This window comes from Alloalcanivorax marinus (assembly GCF_016906305.1).
Lineage (GTDB): Bacteria > Pseudomonadota > Gammaproteobacteria > Pseudomonadales > Alcanivoracaceae > Alloalcanivorax > Alloalcanivorax marinus.
In genome coordinates this window covers 1-20,351 of sequence record NZ_JADDOL010000006.1, presented here as the reverse complement: position 1 = coordinate 20,351, position 20,351 = coordinate 1, and the positions used below count along the sequence as shown (strand labels likewise).

General features: G+C 69.3%; 17 protein-coding genes. All 17 read left to right on the top strand.

Annotated features, from left to right (window positions below; genetic code table 11):
* The first annotated feature begins 37 nt into the window (after window positions 1-37).
* The 17 genes from IM760_RS06965 to IM760_RS06885 all read left to right on the top strand — a co-directional run bounded on the left by IM760_RS06965 (window position 38) and on the right by IM760_RS06885 (window position 20,177).
* Complete coding sequence (locus IM760_RS06965) at window positions 38-682, top strand: phosphoribosylanthranilate isomerase (protein ID WP_204427889.1); 645 nt, start codon at window positions 38-40, stop codon at window positions 680-682.
* A 64-nt stretch (window positions 683-746) separates the two neighbouring features.
* Window positions 747-1,976, top strand: coding sequence for a tryptophan synthase subunit beta (gene trpB / locus IM760_RS06960; RefSeq protein WP_204427887.1), 1,230 nt, complete (start codon window positions 747-749; stop codon window positions 1,974-1,976).
* A 22-nt stretch (window positions 1,977-1,998) separates the two neighbouring features.
* Window positions 1,999-2,805, top strand: a complete 807-nt coding sequence (gene trpA, locus IM760_RS06955) for a tryptophan synthase subunit alpha (RefSeq protein WP_204427885.1) — start codon at window positions 1,999-2,001, stop codon at window positions 2,803-2,805.
* Between the two features lie 22 nt (window positions 2,806-2,827).
* The gene (accD, locus tag IM760_RS06950) at window positions 2,828-3,712 is read left to right on the top strand and encodes an acetyl-CoA carboxylase, carboxyltransferase subunit beta (protein WP_204427883.1); all 885 of its coding nucleotides are present in this window, start codon (window positions 2,828-2,830) and stop codon (window positions 3,710-3,712) included.
* 22 nt (window positions 3,713-3,734) lie between these two features.
* Entirely contained in the window at window positions 3,735-4,979 is a 1,245-nt protein-coding gene (locus IM760_RS06945; protein ID WP_204427881.1) for a bifunctional folylpolyglutamate synthase/dihydrofolate synthase, read from the top strand.
* 13 nt (window positions 4,980-4,992) lie between these two features.
* Entirely contained in the window at window positions 4,993-5,652 is a 660-nt protein-coding gene (locus IM760_RS06940; RefSeq protein WP_204427879.1) for an SPOR domain-containing protein, read from the top strand.
* A gap of 77 nt (window positions 5,653-5,729) precedes the next feature.
* Window positions 5,730-6,224, top strand: coding sequence for a CvpA family protein (locus tag IM760_RS06935; RefSeq protein WP_204427877.1), 495 nt, complete (start codon window positions 5,730-5,732; stop codon window positions 6,222-6,224).
* Between the two features lie 37 nt (window positions 6,225-6,261).
* Complete coding sequence (purF, locus tag IM760_RS06930) at window positions 6,262-7,791, top strand: amidophosphoribosyltransferase (RefSeq protein ID WP_204427875.1); 1,530 nt, start codon at window positions 6,262-6,264, stop codon at window positions 7,789-7,791.
* Between the two features lie 29 nt (window positions 7,792-7,820).
* Window positions 7,821-9,032: an O-succinylhomoserine sulfhydrylase gene (locus tag IM760_RS06925; RefSeq protein ID WP_204427873.1), complete on the top strand. Its 1,212-nt coding sequence runs from the start codon at window positions 7,821-7,823 to the stop codon at window positions 9,030-9,032.
* Window positions 9,033-9,128: 96 nt separating this feature from the next.
* Window positions 9,129-10,040: an AAA family ATPase gene (locus IM760_RS06920; RefSeq protein WP_204427871.1), complete on the top strand. Its 912-nt coding sequence runs from the start codon at window positions 9,129-9,131 to the stop codon at window positions 10,038-10,040.
* Between the two features lie 21 nt (window positions 10,041-10,061).
* A complete protein-coding gene (locus IM760_RS06915; RefSeq protein WP_204427869.1) occupies window positions 10,062-11,006 on the top strand; it encodes a DUF58 domain-containing protein in 945 nt (314 codons plus the stop codon).
* Window positions 11,006-13,027, top strand: a complete 2,022-nt coding sequence (locus IM760_RS06910) for a transglutaminase TgpA family protein (protein ID WP_204427867.1) — start codon at window positions 11,006-11,008, stop codon at window positions 13,025-13,027. The genes IM760_RS06915 and IM760_RS06910 overlap by 1 nt, the downstream gene beginning before the upstream one ends.
* A 96-nt stretch (window positions 13,028-13,123) precedes the next feature.
* Entirely contained in the window at window positions 13,124-13,900 is a 777-nt protein-coding gene (locus IM760_RS06905) for an iron-containing redox enzyme family protein (protein ID WP_204427865.1), read from the top strand.
* A gap of 114 nt (window positions 13,901-14,014) precedes the next feature.
* Window positions 14,015-16,150 carry a putative bifunctional diguanylate cyclase/phosphodiesterase gene (locus IM760_RS06900; protein WP_204427863.1) on the top strand — a complete coding sequence of 712 codons (2,136 nt, stop codon included), beginning with the start codon at window positions 14,015-14,017 and terminating at the stop codon, window positions 16,148-16,150.
* Window positions 16,151-16,226: 76 nt separating this feature from the next.
* On the top strand, window positions 16,227-18,668 hold the full coding sequence (hrpB, locus tag IM760_RS06895) for an ATP-dependent helicase HrpB (RefSeq protein ID WP_204427861.1): 2,442 nt from the start codon (window positions 16,227-16,229) through the stop codon (window positions 18,666-18,668).
* A 65-nt stretch (window positions 18,669-18,733) separates the two neighbouring features.
* Entirely contained in the window at window positions 18,734-19,531 is a 798-nt protein-coding gene (locus tag IM760_RS06890; protein WP_204427859.1) for a thioesterase family protein, read from the top strand.
* A 1-nt stretch (window position 19,532) separates the two neighbouring features.
* The gene (locus IM760_RS06885; RefSeq protein WP_204427857.1) at window positions 19,533-20,177 is read left to right on the top strand and encodes a 1-acyl-sn-glycerol-3-phosphate acyltransferase; all 645 of its coding nucleotides are present in this window, start codon (window positions 19,533-19,535) and stop codon (window positions 20,175-20,177) included.
* Window positions 20,178-20,351 lie beyond the last annotated feature (174 nt).

Below are 20,351 nucleotides of genomic sequence, written 5' to 3'. Positions count from 1 at the left end.
CGCCTTGATCGCTTCGCTCTGCTATGATGGACACCGCATGAACACACCCCGGGTCAAAATCTGCGGCATCACCCGCCCCGAGGACGGCCGCCAGGCCGCCCTCGCCGGAGCCGATGCCATCGGCCTGGTCTTTCATCCGGCCAGTCCCCGCTACGTGACGCCCCGGCAGGCCGCCGCCATCGCCGCCGCGCTGCCGCCCCTGGTGACCACCGTGGGGCTGTTCGTGGACGCCGCGCCGGACAGCGTCGCCGCCGTCCTCGATCAGGTCCCCCTGGACCTGCTGCAATTCCACGGTGACGAAACGCCGGAATACGGCGCCGCGTTCCGGCGGCCCTGGATCAAGGCGCTGCGCATGCGCGATGGCGCCGACCCGGCCGCCGAGGCGGAGCGCTACGCCGCCGCTGGCGCCCGGGGGCTGCTGGTGGACAGCTACGTGCCCGGCGTGCCCGGCGGCACCGGCGAGCGCTTCGACTGGTCCCGGCTGCCCGGCGATCTGGCCCTGCCGCTGATCCTGGCCGGCGGGCTGGACCCGGACAACGTGGCCGAGGCGGTGCGCGCCGTGCGCCCGTGGGCGGTGGACGTAAGCGGCGGGGTGGAAGCGTTCGGCGAGGATGGCCGCCGCCTTGGCGGCATCAAGGACCCGCGCGCGGTGACCGCGTTCATCCGCGCCGCGAAGGCCTGACCGTGACGCCCGCGCCGGGCGGTTCAGGCAAGATATCAGGCACCATGAACCCAAGGAGCAACAGGTGACTCAACGTCCTGACAGCACTCAAACCCCGGACTACGGGGCCTTCCCCGACGCACGGGGGCATTTCGGGCGGTTCGGCGGACGCTTCGTCTCCGAGACCCTGATGGCCGCCCTGGACGAGCTGGAAACCATGTACCGCCGGCTCAAGGACGACCCGCAGTTCCAGGCCGATTTCGATTACGACCTGGCGCACTACGTGGGCCGTCCCTCGCCGCTGTACCTGGCCGAGCGATGGACCGAACAGCTGGGCGGCGCGCGCATCTGGCTCAAGCGTGAGGACCTCAACCACACCGGCGCCCACAAGGTGAACAACACCATCGGTCAGGCGCTGCTCGCCAAGCACATGGGCAAGAAGCGGGTGATCGCGGAAACCGGCGCCGGTCAGCACGGCGTGGCCTCGGCCACCGTGGCCGCGCGGCTGGGCCTGGAATGCCACGTGTTCATGGGCGAGGAAGACATCCGCCGCCAGCGGCTCAATGTCTACCGCATGAAGCTGCTGGGCGCGGAAGTGATTCCGGTGACCTCCGGTTCACGCACCCTCAAGGACGCCATGAACGAGGCCATGCGCGACTGGGTCACCAACGTGGATGACACCTTCTATATCATCGGCACCGTGGCCGGCCCGCACCCGTACCCGATGCTGGTGCGTGACTTCCAGTCGGTGATCGGCCGCGAGGCCCGCGAGCAGAGTCTGGCCCAGGCCGGCAAGCTGCCCGATGCGCTGGTGGCCTGCGTGGGCGGCGGTTCCAACGCCATCGGCCTGTTCCACCCCTTCCTCAACGATGAAGGCGTGGCCATGTACGGCGTGGAGGCCGCCGGCGACGGCGTCGACACCGGCCGTCACGCGGCGCCGCTGAGCGTGGGGCGCCCGGGCGTGCTGCACGGCAACCGCACCTACCTGATGGAAGACGACAACGGCCAGATCGTGGAAACCCACTCGGTGTCCGCCGGCCTGGACTACCCGGGCGTGGGCCCGGAACACGCCTGGTTGAAGGACATCGGCCGGGTCAATTACGTGTCCGCCGACGACCAGGAGGCGCTGGCCGCCTTCCGCGAGCTGACCCGCGTGGAGGGCATCATGCCGGCGCTGGAGTCGGCCCACGCGCTGGCCTACGCCCGCAAGCTGGCGCCCACCCTGGGCAAGGACCAGGACATCGTCATCAACCTGTCCGGCCGTGGCGACAAGGATATTCTGACGGTGGCCGAAATCGACGGCATCAACTTCTGAGGATCGGGGAGAGCAAGGCATCATGAGTCGTATTGAAACCACCTTCGCGCAGCTCAAGGAAAAACAGCGCAAGGCCCTGATTCCCTACATCACCGCCGGTGACCCGGGCCTGGAAGTGACGGTGCCGCTGATGCACGCCATGGTGAAGGCGGGCGCCGACGTGATCGAACTGGGCGTGCCGTTCTCCGATCCCATGGCCGACGGCCCGGTGATCCAGAAGGCCTGTGAGCGGGCGCTGGCCGCCGGCACCGGCCTGCGTGACGTGCTCGCCATGGTGCGCGAGTTCCGCCGTGGCGACGACCGGACCCCGGTGGTGCTGATGGGTTACCTCAACCCGGTGGAGATCATGGGCTACGAGCGTTTCGCCGAGACCTGCCAGGAAGTGGGCGTGGACGGTGTGCTGCTGGTGGATCTGCCGCCGGAGGAGTGCGATGAGATCGGGCCGCTGTTCAAGGAACGGGGCATCGACCTGATCTTCCTGGTGGCGCCCACCACCACCGAGGCGCGCATCGCGCGCATCGCCGAGGCGGCCAGCGGTTACCTGTATTACGTGTCCCTGAAAGGCGTCACCGGCGCCGCCAGCCTCAATGTGGAGGAAGTGGCGGCACGGGTTGAAACAATTCGCAACCTGGCGCAATTGCCGATCGGGGTGGGCTTTGGTATCAAGGACGCGCAATCGGCGCGGGCGGTGAGCCGCGTGGCCGATGGCGTGGTGGTGGGCAGTGCCCTGGTCAATCAGGTGGCCGCCCACGCCGACGAACCCATGGCCATTACGCCGGCCGTGTCGGAGATTCTCGCCGACATGCGCGCCGCCATGGACAAGCCCTGATCATCTGGAAAAGGCTCGAGCGATGAGCAACAACTGGCTGGAAAAGATTCTTCCCACGGTGCGCCGCACCCCGGAAAACCGGCGCAGCAACGTCCCCGAGGGGCTGTGGCGAAAGTGCCCGCGTTGCGACAGCGCGCTGTACCGGCCGGAACTGGAACGCAACCAGGACGTGTGCCCGAAATGCGGCCACCACCTGCGCGTGGGCGCGCGCAAGCGCCTGCGCCTGTTCCTGGACGAAGGCCAGACCAGTGAGATCGGCGCCGACCTGGCGCCGGTGGATCGCCTCAAGTTCAAGGACTCCAAGAAGTACAAGGACCGCATCGCGGCGGCCCAGAAGGACACCCAGGAAAAAGACGCCCTGGTGGCCATGAAGGGCAAGCTGCACGGCATGCCGCTGGTGGCGGTGGCCTTTGAATTCCGCTTCATGGGCGGCTCCATGGGCTCGGTGGTCGGCGAACGCTTCGTGCGTGCCGTGGACGTGTGCCTGGAGCAACGCCTGCCGCTGGTGTGCTTCGCCGCCAGCGGTGGCGCGCGCATGCAGGAGGCGTTGTTCTCGCTGATGCAGATGGCGAAAACCTCCGCCGCCCTGGAGCGCCTGCGGGAAGCCGGCCTGCCGTTCATCTCGGTGCTCACCGACCCGGTGTACGGCGGCGTGTCCGCCTCCCTGGCCATGCTCGGCGACCTGAACGTGGCCGAGCCCAATGCGCTGATCGGTTTCGCCGGACCCCGGGTGATCGAGCAGACCGTGCGCCAGAAACTGCCGGAAGGCTTCCAGCGCAGCGAGTTCCTGCTCGAGCACGGGGCCATCGACATGATCGTGGAGCGCCAGCAGCTGCGCGATACGCTGCACCGGGTACTCGCCAATCTGACCGGCGCGCCGCTGTCGGAACAGGCGGATCACGCCTGAGCGTATTCATGAACCCGACCCGATGAACACCTCCCGGCTCGACGCCTGGCTCGCCCGCATCGAGCGTCTCCACCCCAGCGAGATCGAACTGGGGCTGGAGCGCCTGCGCACGGTGGCCGCCCGCCTGGGCGTGGAACGCCTGCCGATGCCGGTGATCACCGTGGCCGGCACTAACGGCAAGGGCTCGGTGGTGGCGCTGACCCAGGCCCTGGCGGAAGCCGCCGGTCTGCAGGTCTGCGTCTACACGTCGCCCCATCTGCAACGCTTCAACGAGCGCATCCGCCTGCCTGACGGGCCGGTGGACGACGACGCCCTGTGCGCCGCCTTCGAGGCGGTGGACGCCGCCCGTGGCGACACGCCGCTGACTTATTTCGAGTTCACCACCCTGGCCGGGCTGTGGCTGTTCCGCGACAGCGGCGCCGATCTGGCGGTGCTGGAAGTGGGCCTGGGCGGGCGGCTGGACGCGGTCAATCTGATCGACGCGGACGTGGCGGTGGTCACCTCCGTGGGCCTGGACCACACCGACTGGCTGGGCGACAGCCGGGAAAAGGTGGCGGTGGAAAAACTGGGCATCGGCCGCGCCGGGCGACCGCTGGTGTACGGGGAGCTGGACGCGCCGTCCAACCTGGACCAGGAAATCGCGCGCCTGGGCGTGGTGCCGTTGCGCGCCGGCCGGGAATACCGGGTGGCGGACGCCCACCTGGCGATCCGCGTGGGCGAGCGGCTGCGCCGTTACCCGCTGCCGCTGCCGGCGCGGCTGGGTTCCGACAACCTGGCCACCGCCTGCCAGGCGCTGGCCGCCGCCGGCCTGGCGCCGGCCGGCGATCTGCCGCACCGGGTGGCCGATACCGGCCTGGTGGGGCGCTGCCAGGTACGCCGCTTCCACGGTGCCCAGTGCGTGCTCGACGTGGGGCACAATCTGGAGGCCCTGACCCGCCTGCGCGAGCGACTGCCGCCCTGCGCCGGCCGCCGCCGGATCGTCATCGGCATGATGGCCGACAAGCCGGTGGAGGCGGCGCTGGCGTTGCTGGCCGAACGGCCGGCGGACTGGTACCTGGCGCGGCCGGACCTGCCCCGCGCGGCCGGCGTGAACCGGCTCGCCGCGGCGCTGCCCGCCGACACCCCGGTACGGCGCTGCGCGTCCGTGGCCGAGGCCCTGCGGTGCGCGGTGGACGACTGCGGGGCTGGCGACCAGGTGTTGATCGTGGGATCCTTCTACACCGTCGCCGAGGCGCTCGACGCCATGGACGAGGACTCCACGGATTGAACGGGGCCGCCCCATGCATCTGAAAACCCGCCAACGTCTTATCGGTCTGCTGCTGTTGCTGCTGCTCGCCGCCATCCTGGCGCCGCTGGTGCTGCGCACTCCGGACCAGGTCCGCGTGGCCCTGGACATGAGCATCCCGGAGCCCCCGGCGGTCAATGAGCCGGAGGTGGCGCCGGTGGTCGGCGAGGAGGAAACCGCCGCCACCGACCGGCAGATCGACGAGGAGCGCCAGGCGGTGGCCGACGCCGGCGAACGCCAGCTGGCCCGGCCCAAGGAGGCGCCGGCGGAGCCGGACGCCGCCCGGGACGATACCAAGCGCGGGGAAGAGCCGGAGGAAGAGGGCGCGAAAGACGGCGCCGGGCCGGCCGTGGAACCGCCGGCGAGCGGCGACGAACCGGACCCGGCCGACGCCACCGAGGACGGGCCGGCCCCGGGCTTCACCGTGCAGGTGGCCAGCTTCAGCGACGCCGCCAACGCCGAGGCGCTGGTCAAACGGCTGCGCGACGGCGGCTACAACGCCTACCACCGCACCGTGCGCCAGGACAGCAACACCTGGGAGCGGGTGTTCGTGGGGCCGGAAATCCGCCGCGCCGACGCCGATGCCCTGCGCCAGCGTCTGGCCGACGACAAGACCTTCGCCCTGGACGGTCTGGTGCGGCCGTTTGTGCCCTGAAACGCCCCCACAAAGCCCTGGGACGGGTCCGGCCGCTCTGGTAGACTTTGCCGCCTGTTCCAACCACGCGCGTGTTCATGAATCTGGCAGACGGCATCATTCTGTTCATCATCGCCGTATCGGCACTGCTCAGTGTACGACGCGGTTTTACGCGCGAAGCGTTTTCCCTGCTGACCTGGGTCGCGGCCTTCGTGGTGGCGCGCCTGTTCAGCCCGGCCCTGACGGTGCTTCTGGCCGATTCCATCGACACACCCAGCCTGCGCCTGGCGGTGGCATTCGGCGTGCTCTTCGCGATCACCCTGGTGGTGGGTGCTCTGATTAATCATTTGCTCGGCGAACTGATCCGTGTCACCGGTCTGAGTGGCACCGATCGTCTGCTGGGTATGGTATTCGGCGCCCTGCGGGGCGCCCTGGTGGTGATTGTTTTGGTGGCCCTGGGCCACCATCTCTTCGCCCAGGATGTCTGGTGGCAACAGTCGATGCTGGTTCCGCATTTCGCCATGCTGGAGGACTGGACGCGGCGCGTCGCCGGAGATCTGATCGCTTATCTCATGAACGTCAGCGGAAGCTAAACGCTCACTTAGCCAAGCAAGCTAGAGGATACGCAAAATGTGCGGCATTGTTGGCATTGTCGGCCACTCCTACGTGAACCAGGCGATCTATGACGCCCTCACGGTTCTGCAGCATCGCGGCCAGGACGCCGCCGGCATCGTCACCTGCGACGGCGACCGCCTGTTCCTGCGCAAGGACAACGGCATGGTGCGGGACGTGTTCCGCAATCGCCACATGCGGCGGCTGGTGGGCAACATGGGCATCGGCCATGTGCGCTATCCCACCGCCGGCAGTTCCAGCTCGGCGGAGGCGCAGCCGTTCTACGTCAACTCGCCCTACGGCATCACCCTGGCGCACAACGGCAACCTGACCAACTCCGAGGTGCTGGCCGAGCACCTGTACCGCTCCGACCTGCGGCATATCAACACCACCTCGGACTCCGAGGTGCTGCTGAACGTGTTCGCCCACGAGCTGCACGAGCGCGGCAAGGGCAAACTGCGTCCGGAGCCGGACGACATTTTCGACGCGGTGGCGGCGGTGCACCGCCGGGCCGAAGGCGCCTACGCGGTGGTGGCCATGATCACCGGCTACGGCATCCTGGCGTTCCGCGACCCGCGCGGCATCCGCCCGGTGTGCTTCGGCCGCAAGGACACCGAGCACGGCCCCGAGTACATGGTGTCCTCGGAATCGGTGGCGCTGTCGTCGCTGGGTTTCCATCTCGAGCGTGACCTGGCCCCCGGCGAAGCCATCTACATCACCGACGGCGGTGAGGTGCACACCCGCCAGTGCTACGACCAGCCGGAACTGAATCCCTGCATTTTCGAGCAGGTGTATCTGGCGCGGCCGGATTCCATCATCGACGACATCTCGGTCTACAAGGCGCGCCTGCGCATGGGCGAGAAGCTGGCCGAGAAGATCGAGCGGGAATGGCCGGACCACGACATCGACGTGGTGATTCCGATTCCGGACACCAGCCGCACCTCGGCGCTGCAGATGGCCAACCGCCTCAACCTGAAATACCGCGAAGGCTTTATCAAGAACCGCTACATCGGCCGCACCTTCATCATGCCCGGCCAGCAGCAGCGGCGGAAATCCGTGCGCCAGAAGCTGAACGCCATCGAGCTGGAATTCTCCGGCAAGAACGTGCTGCTGGTGGACGATTCCATCGTGCGCGGCACCACCTGCCACGAGATCATTCAGATGGCCCGCGAGGCCGGCGCCCGCAAGGTGTACTTCGCGTCCGCCGCGCCGGCGGTGAAATTCCCCAATGTGTACGGCATCGACATGCCCGCCGCCAGCGAGCTGATCGCCCACGGTCGCACCACCGAGGAAGTGTGCCAGCTGATCGGCGCCGACAAGCTGGTCTACCAGGACCTGGAGGATCTGGTCAGCGCCTGCCAGGAAGGCAATCCGGAGATTCGCGAGTTTGATTGCTCGGTGTTTAACGGCCACTATCTGGCCGGTAACATCGATCAGAATTATCTGGATGACCTGGAGGCCCGGCGCAGCGACGGCGCCAAGAAAAACCGGGAAAAATCCCGGGCTCTGGCCGATAACGAAGTCATCGACCTGCACAATTCCAACTGATCCCGAGCCCAACCGTTACCGAGACAGCAATGAGCGATAAACCGGATCCGAACGATTTTCACACCGACACGCTGGCCATCCGCTGGGCGCAACTGCGCACCGACGAGATGGCCCACTCGGATCCGATTTTTCTCACTTCCAGCTTCGTCTACGACAGCGCCGCCCAGGCCGCCGCCCGGTTCGCCGGCGACGAGCCGGGCAACGTCTACTCGCGTTTCACCAACCCCACGGTGCGCGCCTTCGAGGAACGGCTGGCGGCCATGGAGGGCGGCGAGCAGTGCCAGGCCCTGGCCTCCGGCATGGCGGCCATCAGCAGCACCTTCTTCGCGCTGCTGGCGCCCGGCGATCACGTGGTGAGCTCGCGCAGCGTGTTCGGCACCACCAACGTGATCTACAGCCGCTATCTGAAAAAATTCAACATCGACACCACCCTGGTGGATCTGGACGACCTGGACCAGTGGAAGGCGGCGATCCGTCCGGAAACCAAAATGCTGTTTCTGGAAACCCCCTCCAATCCGCTGTCCGAGGTGGGTGACATCGAGGCGCTGGCGAAACTGGCCCACGACAACGACGCGCTGCTGGTGGTGGACAATTGCTTCTGCACGCCGGCGCTGCAGAAGCCCATCGCCCTGGGGGCCGATCTGGTGATCCACAGCGCCACCAAATACATCGACGGCCAGGGCCGCTGCCTGGGCGGCGCGGTGGTGGGCCCGGCGGAGCTGGTCAAGGAAGTGCACGGTTTCGTGCGTTCCGCCGGCCCCAGCCTCAGCCCGTTCAACGCCTGGGTGTTCCTCAAGGGGCTGGAGACCCTGGGCCTGCGCATGAAGGCGCACTCCGCCAACACCCTGGAGCTGGCGCGCTGGCTGGAAGGGCGGCCGGGCATCGCCAAGGTCCACTATGCCGGCTTGGAGAGCCACCCCCAGCACGCCCTGGCGGCCCGTCAGCAAAGCGGCTTCGGCGCGGTGCTGGCCATCGAGGTGGAAGACAGCGACGGCCGCGCCGACCGCCAGGCCGCCTGGCGCTTTATCGACGGCACCGAGCTGATGTCGATCACCGCCAACCTGGGCGACGTGAAATCCACCATTACCCATCCCGGCTCCACCACCCATGGCCGCGTGGACGCCGACGAGAAAAAACGGGCCGGCATCACCGACAACCTGATCCGTATCGCGGTAGGCTTGGAGGACGTGGACGATCTCAAGCAGGATCTGGCGCGGGGGATCACGGCGCTGGGTTTCTGAAACCAGTTCAAAGTTGAAAGTGAAAAGTTAAAAGGGGGCCGGGTCACGAGGCGCCCCTCCGCGTTTCAACTTTCAACTTTCTCCTTTGGGGTTTTTATGCAGGCGTTGGACAAAGCGCTGGCCCAGGTGGGCAGCGTGGTGCTGGGGAAGCCGGAACAACTGAAACTGGCCTTGGCCTGCCTGCTCGCCGGCGGCCATTTGCTGATCGAGGACCTGCCCGGCATGGGCAAGACCACCCTGGCCCATGCGCTGGCCCGGGTGTTCCGGCTGGACTATCGCCGGGTGCAGTTCACCAGCGACATGTTGCCCGCCGACATCCTTGGTGTGTCCCTGTTCGATCCGGAATCCGGCCAGTTCAGCCTGCGCGAGGGCCCGGTGTTCAGCCAGCTGCTGCTCGCCGACGAGATCAACCGGGCCACCCCGAAAACCCAGGGCGCGCTGCTGGAGGCCATGGAGGAACGCCAGGTGACCCTGGACGGCCTGACCCGGCCGCTGCCGTCGCCGTTCTTCGTGGTGGCCACCCAGAATCCGGTGACCCAGGCCGGCACCTTCGTGTTGCCGGAATCCCAGCTGGACCGTTTCCTGATGCGCATCTCCCTGGGCTACCCGGCCCCGGAAGTGGAACTGCAACTGTTGGCCGGCGGTGACCTGCGCGAGGCGGTGCGTGAATTGCGGCCGGTGATCGAGCCCGCCGGTCTGGTCAAGCTGGTGGCCCACGTGGGCAAGGTGCGCGCCAGCCGCGACCTGCTCGACTATGTGCAGCGCCTGCTGGAAGCCACCCGCGCCGATGACCGCTTCAGCGCCGGCCTGTCCCCCCGGGCCGGTCTCGGCCTGCTACGCGCCGCCCGTGCCTGGGCGCTGATTCATAACCGGGACTATGTGCTGCCCGAGGACGTGCAGGCGGTGTGGCCCTCGGTGGCGGAACATCGCCTGCAGGCCCGCCAGGGTGGCCAGGTGGCGGCGCTCACCCAGTCCCTGCTGCAGACCGTGCCGGTGGTGCGCGCCTAGCGGCACGACGGAGGAGGGGCCATGGTCCGTGACGCCTGGCAATGCTGGCTCGATCGACGGCTGCCCCGGGCCCGCCAGGTGCGGCTCGACCAGCGGCGCATCTTTATCCTGCCCACCGGTTACGGCTATCTCTATCTGCTGGTCGCCGTGCTGCTGTTTTTCGGCGGCATCAATTACGAGAACAACCTGATTCTCGGCCTCTGCTTTCTGATGATCGGCCTGTTCGTGGTCGCCATTCTGCACACCTATCGCAACCTGTCCGGCCTGATTCTGCGCGCCGGCGGCGGCCGTTCCGGCTTCGTGGGCGGCCAGGGCAGCCTGGAGGTGGTGCTGATCGCCCGCCGTCGCGGGCACCGCGCCCTGTGGTTGCGCTGGCTGGACCAGCCGGCCCAGGAGGCCAGCGTGGAAGGCGGCGAGGAACTCGGCGTGTGGCTGAACCTGCCCCTGTCCCGGCGCGGCGCTCTGCGGCCGCCACGGCTGCGGGTGGAGAGCCGCTACCCCCTGGGCCTGCTCCGCGCCTGGTCCCTGGTGGCCCTGGATCAGGTGTGCCTGGCCTGGCCGCGTCCCCAGGAAAGCCGCGATTGCCCGGCGCGGGGCGGTGACCGGGAGCGCCGCGCGGCGCCCACCGGCCAGAACGGCAGCGAGGAGTTCCGGGGCCTGCGCGGCTACGTGCCCGGCGACGCCCTGACCCAGGTGGACTGGAAGGGGTTCGCCCGGGGCCGCGGTCTCAACGTCAAGCTGTTCGAGGAACCGGCCAGCGGCCGCCTGTGGCTGCGCTACGATCTGCTGGAGGGGCTGCCTCTGGAACAGCGCCTGTCGATCCTGTGCTACTGGGTGTTGCGCCTGAGCGATGAGAACCGGCCGTTCGCCCTGACCCTGCCCGGTGCCACCCTGGCGCCGGCGCGCGGCGGCGAACAGCGCCAGCGCGCCCTGGATCTGCTGGCCCGGCACGGGGAGGTCGACTGATGGCGCGTATCTATCAGGTGCCCAGTCATGCCCGGGGCTGGCTGACCCTGGCGATCATCGCCACCTCGCTGCCGCAGCTGGTCGACGGGCCCTGGTGGCAAAGCCCGCTGTTGCTGCTGGTGCTGGGCTGGCGGGCGCTGGTGGACCGCCAGCGGCTGCTGCTGCCCGGCCGGGTGGTGCGCCTGGCGCTGCTGCTGGCCACGGTGGCGGCCACCTGGCAGAGCTTTGGCCGGCTGCACGGCCCGGAGGCGGGCACCGCGCTGATCACCGGGCTGTTCGCGCTCAAGTACCTGGAGCTGGTGGGTAAACGGGACGCCTATGTGCTGATCGTGCTCGGCTATTTCGTGTGCGCCACCATTCTGCTGTTTCATCAGGGGCCGTTGGCGGCGCTGTATGTGGTCGGCTGCCTGGTGTTGCTCACCGCCAGCCTGGCCGGCATCAACTACGGCGACACCCACGCCCGGGGCCGTCAGCACCTGGGCGTGGCGGCGGTGATGGTGCTGCAGGCGCTGCCGCTGGCCGCCATTCTGTTCGTGCTGGTGCCCAGGGTGGCGCCGCTGTGGAACATGCACCTGGACAGTGGCCAGGCGCGCACCGGCATGAGCGACAGCATGTCGCCGGGCCAGGTCAGCCGCCTCACCGAATCCGCCGAGCTGGCTTTCCGCGTGCAGTTCGACGGACCGGCACCGGCCCCGTCCCAGCGCTACTGGCGCGGCCTCACCTACAGCTACTTCGACGGCACCACCTGGCGCCAGGCCCGCCCCCCGGGCTGGGGCGAACGGGACACCCTCTACCATGGCCGGGGCCCGGCGCCGGACTGGTATCGCGGCCTGCGCGCCGCCGCCGGCGGACCGGCCTGGGAGTACCGGGTGATCATGGAGCCCAGCCAGCAGCGCTGGCTGTATGCCCTGGCGGTACCGTTCACCGATCTGGACGGCCTGGCCCTGGCCCGGGATCTGCGGCTGGTGGCGGACGCACCGGTCACCGGCACCCTGGGCTACCGGGTGCGCAGCGTGCCCGCCGCCGGCGCCGGCGCCACCCTGGACGGCGCCGAGCGGGCGCTGATGCTGAGCCTGCCGGAGCAGGGCAACGAACGCGCCCGGGCCCTGGCGGCGGACTGGCGCCGCCGCTACCCGAACGACCGGGCCCTGGTGAACGCGGCGCTGGGCTACTTCCGCGAGCAGCCCTTTTTCTACACCCTGGAACCGCCGCCGGTCACCGGCGACACGGTGGATCGCTTTCTGTTCGATACCCGGCGCGGCTTCTGCGAGCACTACGCCTCCAGCTTCACCTTCCTGATGCGCGCCGCCGGCGTCCCGGCCCGGGTGGTGGCCGGCTATCAGGGTGGCGAGCCCAACGGCGATTACCTGCAGGTGCGCCAGTACGACGCCCACGCCTGGAGCGAGGTCTGGCTGGCGGGGCGCTGGGTGCGCGTGGACCCCACCGGCGCGGTGGCCCCGGACCGCATCGAGCTGGGCCTGCGCCAGGCCATGCGCAACCGGTCCGCCGACCAGGCGGACGGGGAGGGCGGCGCCTTCGGCCGGCTGCCGGTGCTGTTCCGGCTTCAGCAATGGGCCGATTACGTGGACTTCAACTGGCAGAAATGGGTGCTCGGTTACCGCCAGGAAGAACAGCGGGACCTGCTGGAAAGGTTGCTGGGCGCGGTCACCCCCACGCGCATCGCCCTGGCGCTGCTGGGTGCGGTGCTGCTGGTCACGGGCCTGCTGGCGCTGCTGGTGCTCAACCGCCGCCGGGACCAGCCCGCCCGGCCCCTGGAACGGGAATTCCGGCGCCTGCGCCAGGCCCTGGGGCGGCGCGGGCTGGCGCTGCCGGAGGCGGTGTCCGCCGCCGGCCTGGAAGCGGCGGTGGCGCGCCGCTGGCCCGCCGCCACCGGCGCCGCCGGCCACTGGCGCCGCTATTTTGAACACCTCGCCTATCGCCGGGACGGCGACCCGCCGCGCTCGGAGCGCCTGCAACTGGCGCGCCGCCGCCGCGCCCTGATGCGTGCCCTGCGCGGCTGATCCGCGCCGGCGGCGTCGGTGATTTTTGGTACTGGCCGCCTTGAAAGCGCCTCGCTAGCATGGGGTCACAATAATTTCACGCTAGGGAGAAGGACTATGGCGGTCGCACGCTACAAGGAAGCCCTGACGCTGACGGAGCACCCGGGCTGGGCACAACGGTTCTGGGACGCGCTGGTGCCGCTGAAGGATCGGGTGGTGGACCATCCGCTGTTCATTGAGATGGGCGAGGGCACCTTGTCCCTGGAACGTTTCCGTGATGCGTTGCTGCACTTCTACCCGTTGGTGGAGAACTTCCCCAAATATATGGGGCTGGCGCTGGCCAAGACCCGCGCCGGACAACCCGGCCATGAAGAGACCCGCAACTGGCTGATCGGCAATATCAAGATCGAGCAGCGTCACGCCTACTGGTATCAGGACTGGGCCGCCGGGTTCGGGCTGAGTCTGGAGCGCCTGGAGAGCACCACGCCGCCGCCGGCCATGGACGCGGTCAATCAGTTCCTGTGGGCCACCGGGCACCAGGGCACCCTGGAAGAGAGCATCGCCGCCACCAACCTGGCCATCGAGTGGGCCACCGGGGAGTGGAGCCAGCGCGTGGTGGCCGGCGTCAAGCACTACAAGGAGCAGGGCCGCGCCGAGATCAACCGGCACACCATGGCCTGGCTGCGCGCCCACGCCAGTTACGACGACGCCCATCCCCACGAGGCCATGGAACTGATCAAGCGCCTGGCGGTGGATGAACCGGCGCGCCGCCGCGCTTTCGAGGCCGTGGTGCGCGGGCTTGAGTATTATCTGCTGGCGCTGGACGATTGCTATCGCAGTGGCGGCGACCGTTATTACCCTGGGCATGAAATAAACTACATTTCCTCGGAATAAAAACACGAAAAGCACTGGACCGGTGATTTTTACGAGGCTATTTTCTGGGAGAAGGGAACTGAGAGCTCCTTCACGTTTTTTTCATTAAAACATGAATTAATCGGCGTCAGTTCTATGGATACCGGTCCCGGGAAAGAGGCGTCGCGCCTGGCCGCGCTCAAGGATTATGGAGTGCTCGGCTCGCCGCCGGAAAAGGAGTTTGACCGCATCGTCGCCCTGGCCGCCGCCTTTTTCGAGGTACCGGTGGCCCTGGTCGGGTTCACCGATGCGGATCAGCACGTTTTCAAGGCCCGTCGCGGCTTTGAACATTGTTCCCTGGATAATGCCCTGTCCTTTTGCGCGGACACCGTGGCCCGGGGCGAACTGCTGGTGGTGCCGGATACCCTGGCCGACCCGGTCTATCGCGATCACGCCCTGGTGCGCGCCGAGCCGGCGATCCGTTTCTATGCCGGCGCGCCACTGATTACCGATGAGGGCATCAGCATCGGCGCCGTCAGCGTGGTGGATTATCAGCCCCGCGTGCCGCTCACCGCCGCCCAGGCCGAAGTCCTGCGACACCTGGCCGGCATGGCCATGGACTATCTGGCCCGCCGGCGCCTTCAGGGGATCCGCCGCGCCGCCTTCAAGCTCGCCTCGTCCATGCCCGATGCCATTGTCTGCACCGACGAAAGCCGCCGCGTCACCTTCTGGAACCAGGGGGCCGAGCGGCTGACTGGCGTGCCGCAGGATAAGGCCATGGGGCAGCCGTTCGGCAAGCTGTTCGGCGCCACCCTGGAAACCACGCTGTTCAACAGCGATGAACCGCCGGCGGAGCCGACCGGAGCGTTCGCCAACCGCTCCGGATTTTTGATGCTGCCGGACGGCGGCCGTTGCCCGGTGGAAGTCTCCTCCACCATCTGGGCCAGCGATGCCGTCTTTCAGCGTGGTTTCGTGATCCGCGATGTCTCCCAGCGGTACAGCATGCAGAGCCGGCTGCGCTATCTGCGCGACTACGACCGCCTGACCGATCTTCCCAACCGGTCCCGCTTTCTGGAACAAGCCCAGTACGCCCTGGACCGGGGGCAGGGGGTGACCGTGATCAAGATCGGCCTGGGTCATTTCAAGGCGGTCAACTCTTCCCTGGGGATGGCGGTGGGCGATGCGGTACTGCGCGAAGCCGCGCGCCGGATCTCGGACACGGTGCCGTCGGGCAGCCTGGTGGCGCGCCTGGCCGGCGACGAGTACGGGGTGCTGTTGGAGGGCGACACGGGCCAGGGGGCTGAGCAGCGGGTCGGCGAGCTGTGCGCCACCCTTCTGGCCCGGCTCGGCGCACCCTACCGGGTACGCGGTTTCGAATGCCGTCTCACCGCCAGCGCCGGCGTCGCCGCCAGTGCCGGCGGTGGCGGCGTCCCGGATTGCCACGATCTGGTCAAGCGCGCGCTGCTGGCGCTGCAGGAAGCCAAACTGGAGGGCGGCAGCCGGGCCGTGTGGTTCCGCGAAGAACTGCGCGAGCGCGCCGAGCGGCGCCACCGGCTGGAACAGGAACTGCGCCGCGCTTTCCATGCCCACCATCTCGAGATTCATTTCCAGCCGCAGGTGGCCCTGCCCAGCGGCCGGGTGACCGGCGCCGAGGCCTTGCTGCGCTGGCGCCACCCGGAGCGCGGACTGTTGTCCCCCGGCGTTTTTGTCGAAGTTCTGGAGGCGAGTGACTTCGCCTTGCAGGTGGGCGACTGGATTCTGGAAACCGGCTGCGCGTTCGCCGCCGAACGGCGCGCCCGGGACGCGGATTTTCACATCGGCATCAACCTGTTCCCGTGCCAGCTGCGCGACACCGCGCTGGTGGACAAGATGCAGGCGCTGCTGGCGCGCTTCGACCTGCCGGCGGACGCGGTGGAACTGGAGATTACCGAGACCACCATTCTGGAAGCGGACGAGGAGGTGCTGGGTGCCCTGTTCCGGTTGCGGGAGGTGGGGGTGCGCATCGCCTTCGACGACTACGGTACCGGCTACGCCTCCCTCAGCCTGCTGAAGAAATACCCGCTGACGAGGCTGAAGATCGATCGCCACTTCGTCACCGGTCTGGTGTCCAACCGCGACGATCTGGCCATCGTCAAAGCCATTATCAGCCTGGGCCGGAGTCTCGATCTGGAAGTGATCGCCGAGGGCATCGAGAACGAGGAGCAGGCCCTGTTGTTGCTGCAGCTCGGCTGCCAGGCGGGGCAGGGGTACTGGTTCAGCAGGGCGGTGACCCGGCAGGCGTTTCCCGACTGAGCCCCCGTCGCTTTTCCCCTGCGCCGCCCCCCGCTTTCCTTTACCCTGTGCGTTTTGCGGCCACGGTACCAGCGCCATGTCCTACACGGTTTCCCCTGAATTGCCGGTGCAGGCGGTATTGCCGGCGCTGCTGCGCTGTCTGGCGGAGCAGGGCGGGGCGGTATTGGAGGCGCCGCCGGGGGCCGGCAAGTCCACCCGGGTGCCGCTGGCGCTGCTGGACGCCCCCTGGCGGGGCGACGGGCGGGTGCTGGTGCTGGAGCCGCGCCGGGTGGCGGCGCGGGCGGTGGCCACCTTCATGGCGAGACAGCAGGGCGAGGCGGTGGGCGGCCTGGTCGGCTACCGCACCCGGGCGGATTCGCGGGTCAGCGCCGCCACCCGCGTGGAGGTGGTCACAGAAGGGGTACTGACGCGCCTGCTGCTGGACGACCCTTCCCTCGAAGGCTACGCGGCGGTGGTGTTCGACGAGTTCCACGAGCGGTCGCTGCAGGCGGATCTGGGCCTGGCGCTGGTGCAGGAAGTACGCGGCGCCCTGCGTGAGGATCTGCGTCTGCTGGTGATGTCCGCCACCCTGGCGGTGGGGCCGCTGGCGGAGGGTCTGGGGCTGCCGGTGGTGCGCAGTGAGGGCCGCGCGTTCCCGGTCGCCATTGATCATGCGCCGTCGCCCCGGGACACGGATCCCCTGGACCATTGCGCCCGCCAGGTGGCGGCGGTGGCCGGGCAGGGCACCACCCTGGTGTTCCTGCCCGGCGTGCGCGAGATCGAGCGGGTGCGGGAACGGCTCCGCGACGGCCCGCCGGTGCGGGTGCTGCACGGTCGGTTGGACGGCGACGCCCAGGCGGCGGTGCTGGAGGACGGCGACGGGGCGCCCCGGGTGGTGCTGGCCACCAACGTGGCCGAGACCAGCGTCACCATCGGCGGTGTCACCACGGTGGTGGACAGTGGTCTGGAACGCCGCCCCGAATACGATCCGCGTCGCCACCGCAGTCGCCTGGTGACGCGCCGCATCAGCCAGGCCAACGCGGACCAGCGCGCCGGCCGGGCCGGTCGCCTGGGGCCGGGCCGTTGCCTGCGGCTGTGGGCCCGGGAAGACGTGCTGGCCCGCCATATCGAGCCGGAGATTCAGCAGACCGCGCTGGACGCTCTGGTGCTGGATCTGGCCCGTTGGGGCTGCCGCGACCCCGCCGACCTGTTCTGGCTGGACCCGCCGCCGGCGGGGCCCTGGCGGGCCGCCCGCAGGCGACTGATCGGCGCCGGCGCTCTGGACCGGGACGGTGGCATCACCGACCTGGGCCGGCGCCTCAACGGCCTGCCGCTGCCGCCGGATCTGGGCGCCCTGGTGCTGGCCGGCCGCGACCGGGGACGGGCGCGCACCGCCGCCGCCCTGGCGGTGCTGCTCAACGAACGGGCCCCGGGCCTGGACCGGGAACCGGACCTGGCCCGCCGCCTGCGGCGCTTCCAGGATGAGCCGGCCCGCTGGCCGGCGTTGCGGCGGGAATGGCAGCGCCTGGCCGGCGAACGCCCGGACCGGGCGGACGGCGACCCCCTGGACGAGATCCTGGTCGACACCTTCGCGGAACGGCTGGCGCGGCGCCGGGGCCCGGAGGACCACCGCTATCTGCTGGCCGACGGCGGCGGCGCCCGCCTCGCCCCCGGCGATGCGCTGGCGGCCCGGGAATGGCTGCTGATTCTGGACACCGACGGCCACAGCCGGGATGGCCGGGTGCGGCTGGCCTGGCCCCTGGACGACGCCGCCGTGGCGCGGGTGCTCACGCGCCGCGCCGAGGAGCGGGAGCAGGTCCACTGGGACCCGGAACGGGACCGGGTGGTGGCGGAGCGGGTGCGCGCGGTGGGTGCCCTGGTGCTGTCCCGGCAGCCACTGGCGCGGCCGTCCCCGGCGCTGCTGCAGGAAGGCCTGCTGGCGGCGGTGCGCGCCCGGGGCCTGGATCTGCTGCCCTGGGACGAGCAGACCCTGCAACTGCGCGCCCGCGCCGCCTGGATGCACCAACTGGCCCCGGCGGAGTGGCCGGCCATGGACGACGAGGCACTGCTGGCCGATCTGGCGGACTGGCTGGCGCCGTTTCTGGCCGGGCGGCGCAGCCGCCGGGACCTGCAAACGCTGCCCCTGGGCGACGCCCTGACCCTGCGCCTGGGCGACGGCCGGCGGCGGGCCCTGGACGCGGCGCTGCCGGCCCGCTGGACGGTGGCGTCGGGCCGGGCGGTGGCCATCAACTACCGGGCGGAGGGCGGTCCCCGCCTGGCGGTGAAGCTGCAGGAATGCTTCGGTATGGAGGCGCTGCCGGCCCTGGCGGAGGGTCGGTTGCCGCTGACCGCCGAGCTGCTCACCCCGGCGGGCCGGCCGGCGGCCATCACCGGGGATCTGGGCCGCTTCTGGCGGGAGGGCTACGCGGCGGTGCGTAAGGATCTGCGCGGCCGCTACCCCAAGCACCCCTGGCCGGAGGACCCGCTGAACGCCGAGGCCACCGGCAAAACCAAGCGGGCCCTGCGCGACCGCCCTTAACAGAACCCCCCTTTCCAAGCCGGGGCCGCTCTGCTATCAATAGCCGCTTTTGTCGGGAGCGATTTATGAAATACAGTTCCATTGTCGAGGCGGCCGCCGGCACCTCGATGACCGTGCCCGAGGGCTGGGGCCAGGGCCGCGCCACCTTCGGCGGCATCGTCGGCGCCATCCTGATCGCTCACATGGACGCCCATCTGGCCGCCGAGCAGGGCGACCAGCGGGCGCCGCTGCGCAGTTTCTCCCTGTCGTTCGTGGCGCCCATGGCGCCGGGGCCTCTGCGGTTGTCGGCGCAAACCCTGCGCGCCGGCAAGTCGGTGACCCAGGTGCAGGTCAGCGCCCACCAGGACGATCAGGTGGTGGCGGTGATGCTGGGCAGCCTGGGCCAGCCACGCCCCTCCTCGCTGGCGGTGGCGCCCCGTCCGGCCCCGGCCATCCGCCCGGCGGCGGACTGCGTCCCGGTGCCGTTCGTGGAGGGCCTGACGCCGGACTTCCTGCGCCATTTCGATCTGCTCTATGCCGACGACAACTACCCCTACACCGGCTCCTCCCGGCCGGACTTTCAGGGCTACATGCGCTTCGCCGAGGACGGCCAGCCCCAGGACACCGCCAGCCTGGCCTGTCTGGTGGACACCTGGCCGGCCTCGGTGATCACCATGCTGAAAAAGCCGGCGCCGATGAGTTCCCTGACCTGGACCATGGACTTCCTGGTGGACCCGGCCACGCTGCCGCCCACCCGCGACTGGCAGTACGACGTGGTCACCGACGCCTTCGCCGACGGTTACGGCCATACCCGCTCGCGGATCTGGGACGAGCAGGGCACCCCGGTGGCGTTCAGCCGCCAGACCGTGGTGGTGTTCGCCTGAGATGAGCGGGTCCGAACCGAACCGGGCGTTGCCGCCGCTGACGCCGGCGGACATCGGCCCGCAAGTGCCGCGCCGGGGCGGCGCCGGGGTGGCCTGGCTGGGCCGGTTTATCCTGCGCCGCATCGGCTGGCGGGTGGTGGGGCGGCTGCCGGATCGCCCCCGGGCGGTGATGATCGCCGCGCCGCACACCTCCAATTACGACGGCCTGGTGGGCATCGCCGCGATCCTCGGGCTGCGTCTGGATATCCGCTTCATGGCCAAGCACAGCCTGTTCCGCGGCCCCGCCGGCTGGCTGCTGCGCGCCGCCGGGGGGATTCCGGTGGACCGCCGCCGGCCCGGTGGCGTGGTGGCGGAAACCCAGCGGCTGCTGGCCGCCGGCGATCCGTTCTGGCTGGGCATCACGCCGGAGGGCACGCGCAGTGGTGCCGGGGAGTGGAAGACCGGCTTCCACCGCATCGCGGTGGAACTGGGGCTGCCGATCATCGTGGTGACCTTCTGCTACCGGCGGCGCGAGGCACGCATTCTGGAGACGTTCTGGCCGGAGGGCGACCTGGAGCGGGACCTGGAGGCGATCTATGCGGCCCTGGACGACGTGACGCCCCGCCATCCGGAGCGTCTTTCGGCGCCGCTCAAACGGCGCCGCTGAAGGCTTTTGTTAGTTTCCCGCTGAGGGCTCTCTCTACGCCCGCTGAGGGCTCTTTTTTGGTTCATCGCAGTTTAGCGGGACGTCTCGCTCCAGCCGGGGCGCGACTCAGGGCGCGACGCCCTTCCGGGAACGCCGCGAGTACCCGCAAGCGGGCCCGGCCACCCATCACAGATG

Coding starts and splice junctions, on each gene's coding strand:
- trpA (WP_204427885.1), top strand. CDS start 1,999: ATGAGTCGTATTGAAACCACCTTCGCGCAGCTCAAGGAAAAACAGCGC.
- IM760_RS06935 (WP_204427877.1), top strand. CDS start 5,730: ATGAATCTGGCAGACGGCATCATTCTGTTCATCATCGCCGTATCGGCA.
- IM760_RS06945 (WP_204427881.1), top strand. CDS start 3,735: ATGAACACCTCCCGGCTCGACGCCTGGCTCGCCCGCATCGAGCGTCTC.
- IM760_RS06910 (WP_204427867.1), top strand. CDS start 11,006: ATGGCGCGTATCTATCAGGTGCCCAGTCATGCCCGGGGCTGGCTGACC.
- IM760_RS06965 (WP_204427889.1), top strand. CDS start 38: ATGAACACACCCCGGGTCAAAATCTGCGGCATCACCCGCCCCGAGGAC.
- IM760_RS06920 (WP_204427871.1), top strand. CDS start 9,129: ATGCAGGCGTTGGACAAAGCGCTGGCCCAGGTGGGCAGCGTGGTGCTG.
- IM760_RS06900 (WP_204427863.1), top strand. CDS start 14,015: ATGGATACCGGTCCCGGGAAAGAGGCGTCGCGCCTGGCCGCGCTCAAG.
- IM760_RS06885 (WP_204427857.1), top strand. CDS start 19,533: ATGAGCGGGTCCGAACCGAACCGGGCGTTGCCGCCGCTGACGCCGGCG.
- IM760_RS06925 (WP_204427873.1), top strand. CDS start 7,821: ATGAGCGATAAACCGGATCCGAACGATTTTCACACCGACACGCTGGCC.
- accD (WP_204427883.1), top strand. CDS start 2,828: ATGAGCAACAACTGGCTGGAAAAGATTCTTCCCACGGTGCGCCGCACC.
- IM760_RS06890 (WP_204427859.1), top strand. CDS start 18,734: ATGAAATACAGTTCCATTGTCGAGGCGGCCGCCGGCACCTCGATGACC.
- hrpB (WP_204427861.1), top strand. CDS start 16,227: ATGTCCTACACGGTTTCCCCTGAATTGCCGGTGCAGGCGGTATTGCCG.
- IM760_RS06940 (WP_204427879.1), top strand. CDS start 4,993: ATGCATCTGAAAACCCGCCAACGTCTTATCGGTCTGCTGCTGTTGCTG.
- purF (WP_204427875.1), top strand. CDS start 6,262: ATGTGCGGCATTGTTGGCATTGTCGGCCACTCCTACGTGAACCAGGCG.
- IM760_RS06915 (WP_204427869.1), top strand. CDS start 10,062: ATGGTCCGTGACGCCTGGCAATGCTGGCTCGATCGACGGCTGCCCCGG.
- IM760_RS06905 (WP_204427865.1), top strand. CDS start 13,124: ATGGCGGTCGCACGCTACAAGGAAGCCCTGACGCTGACGGAGCACCCG.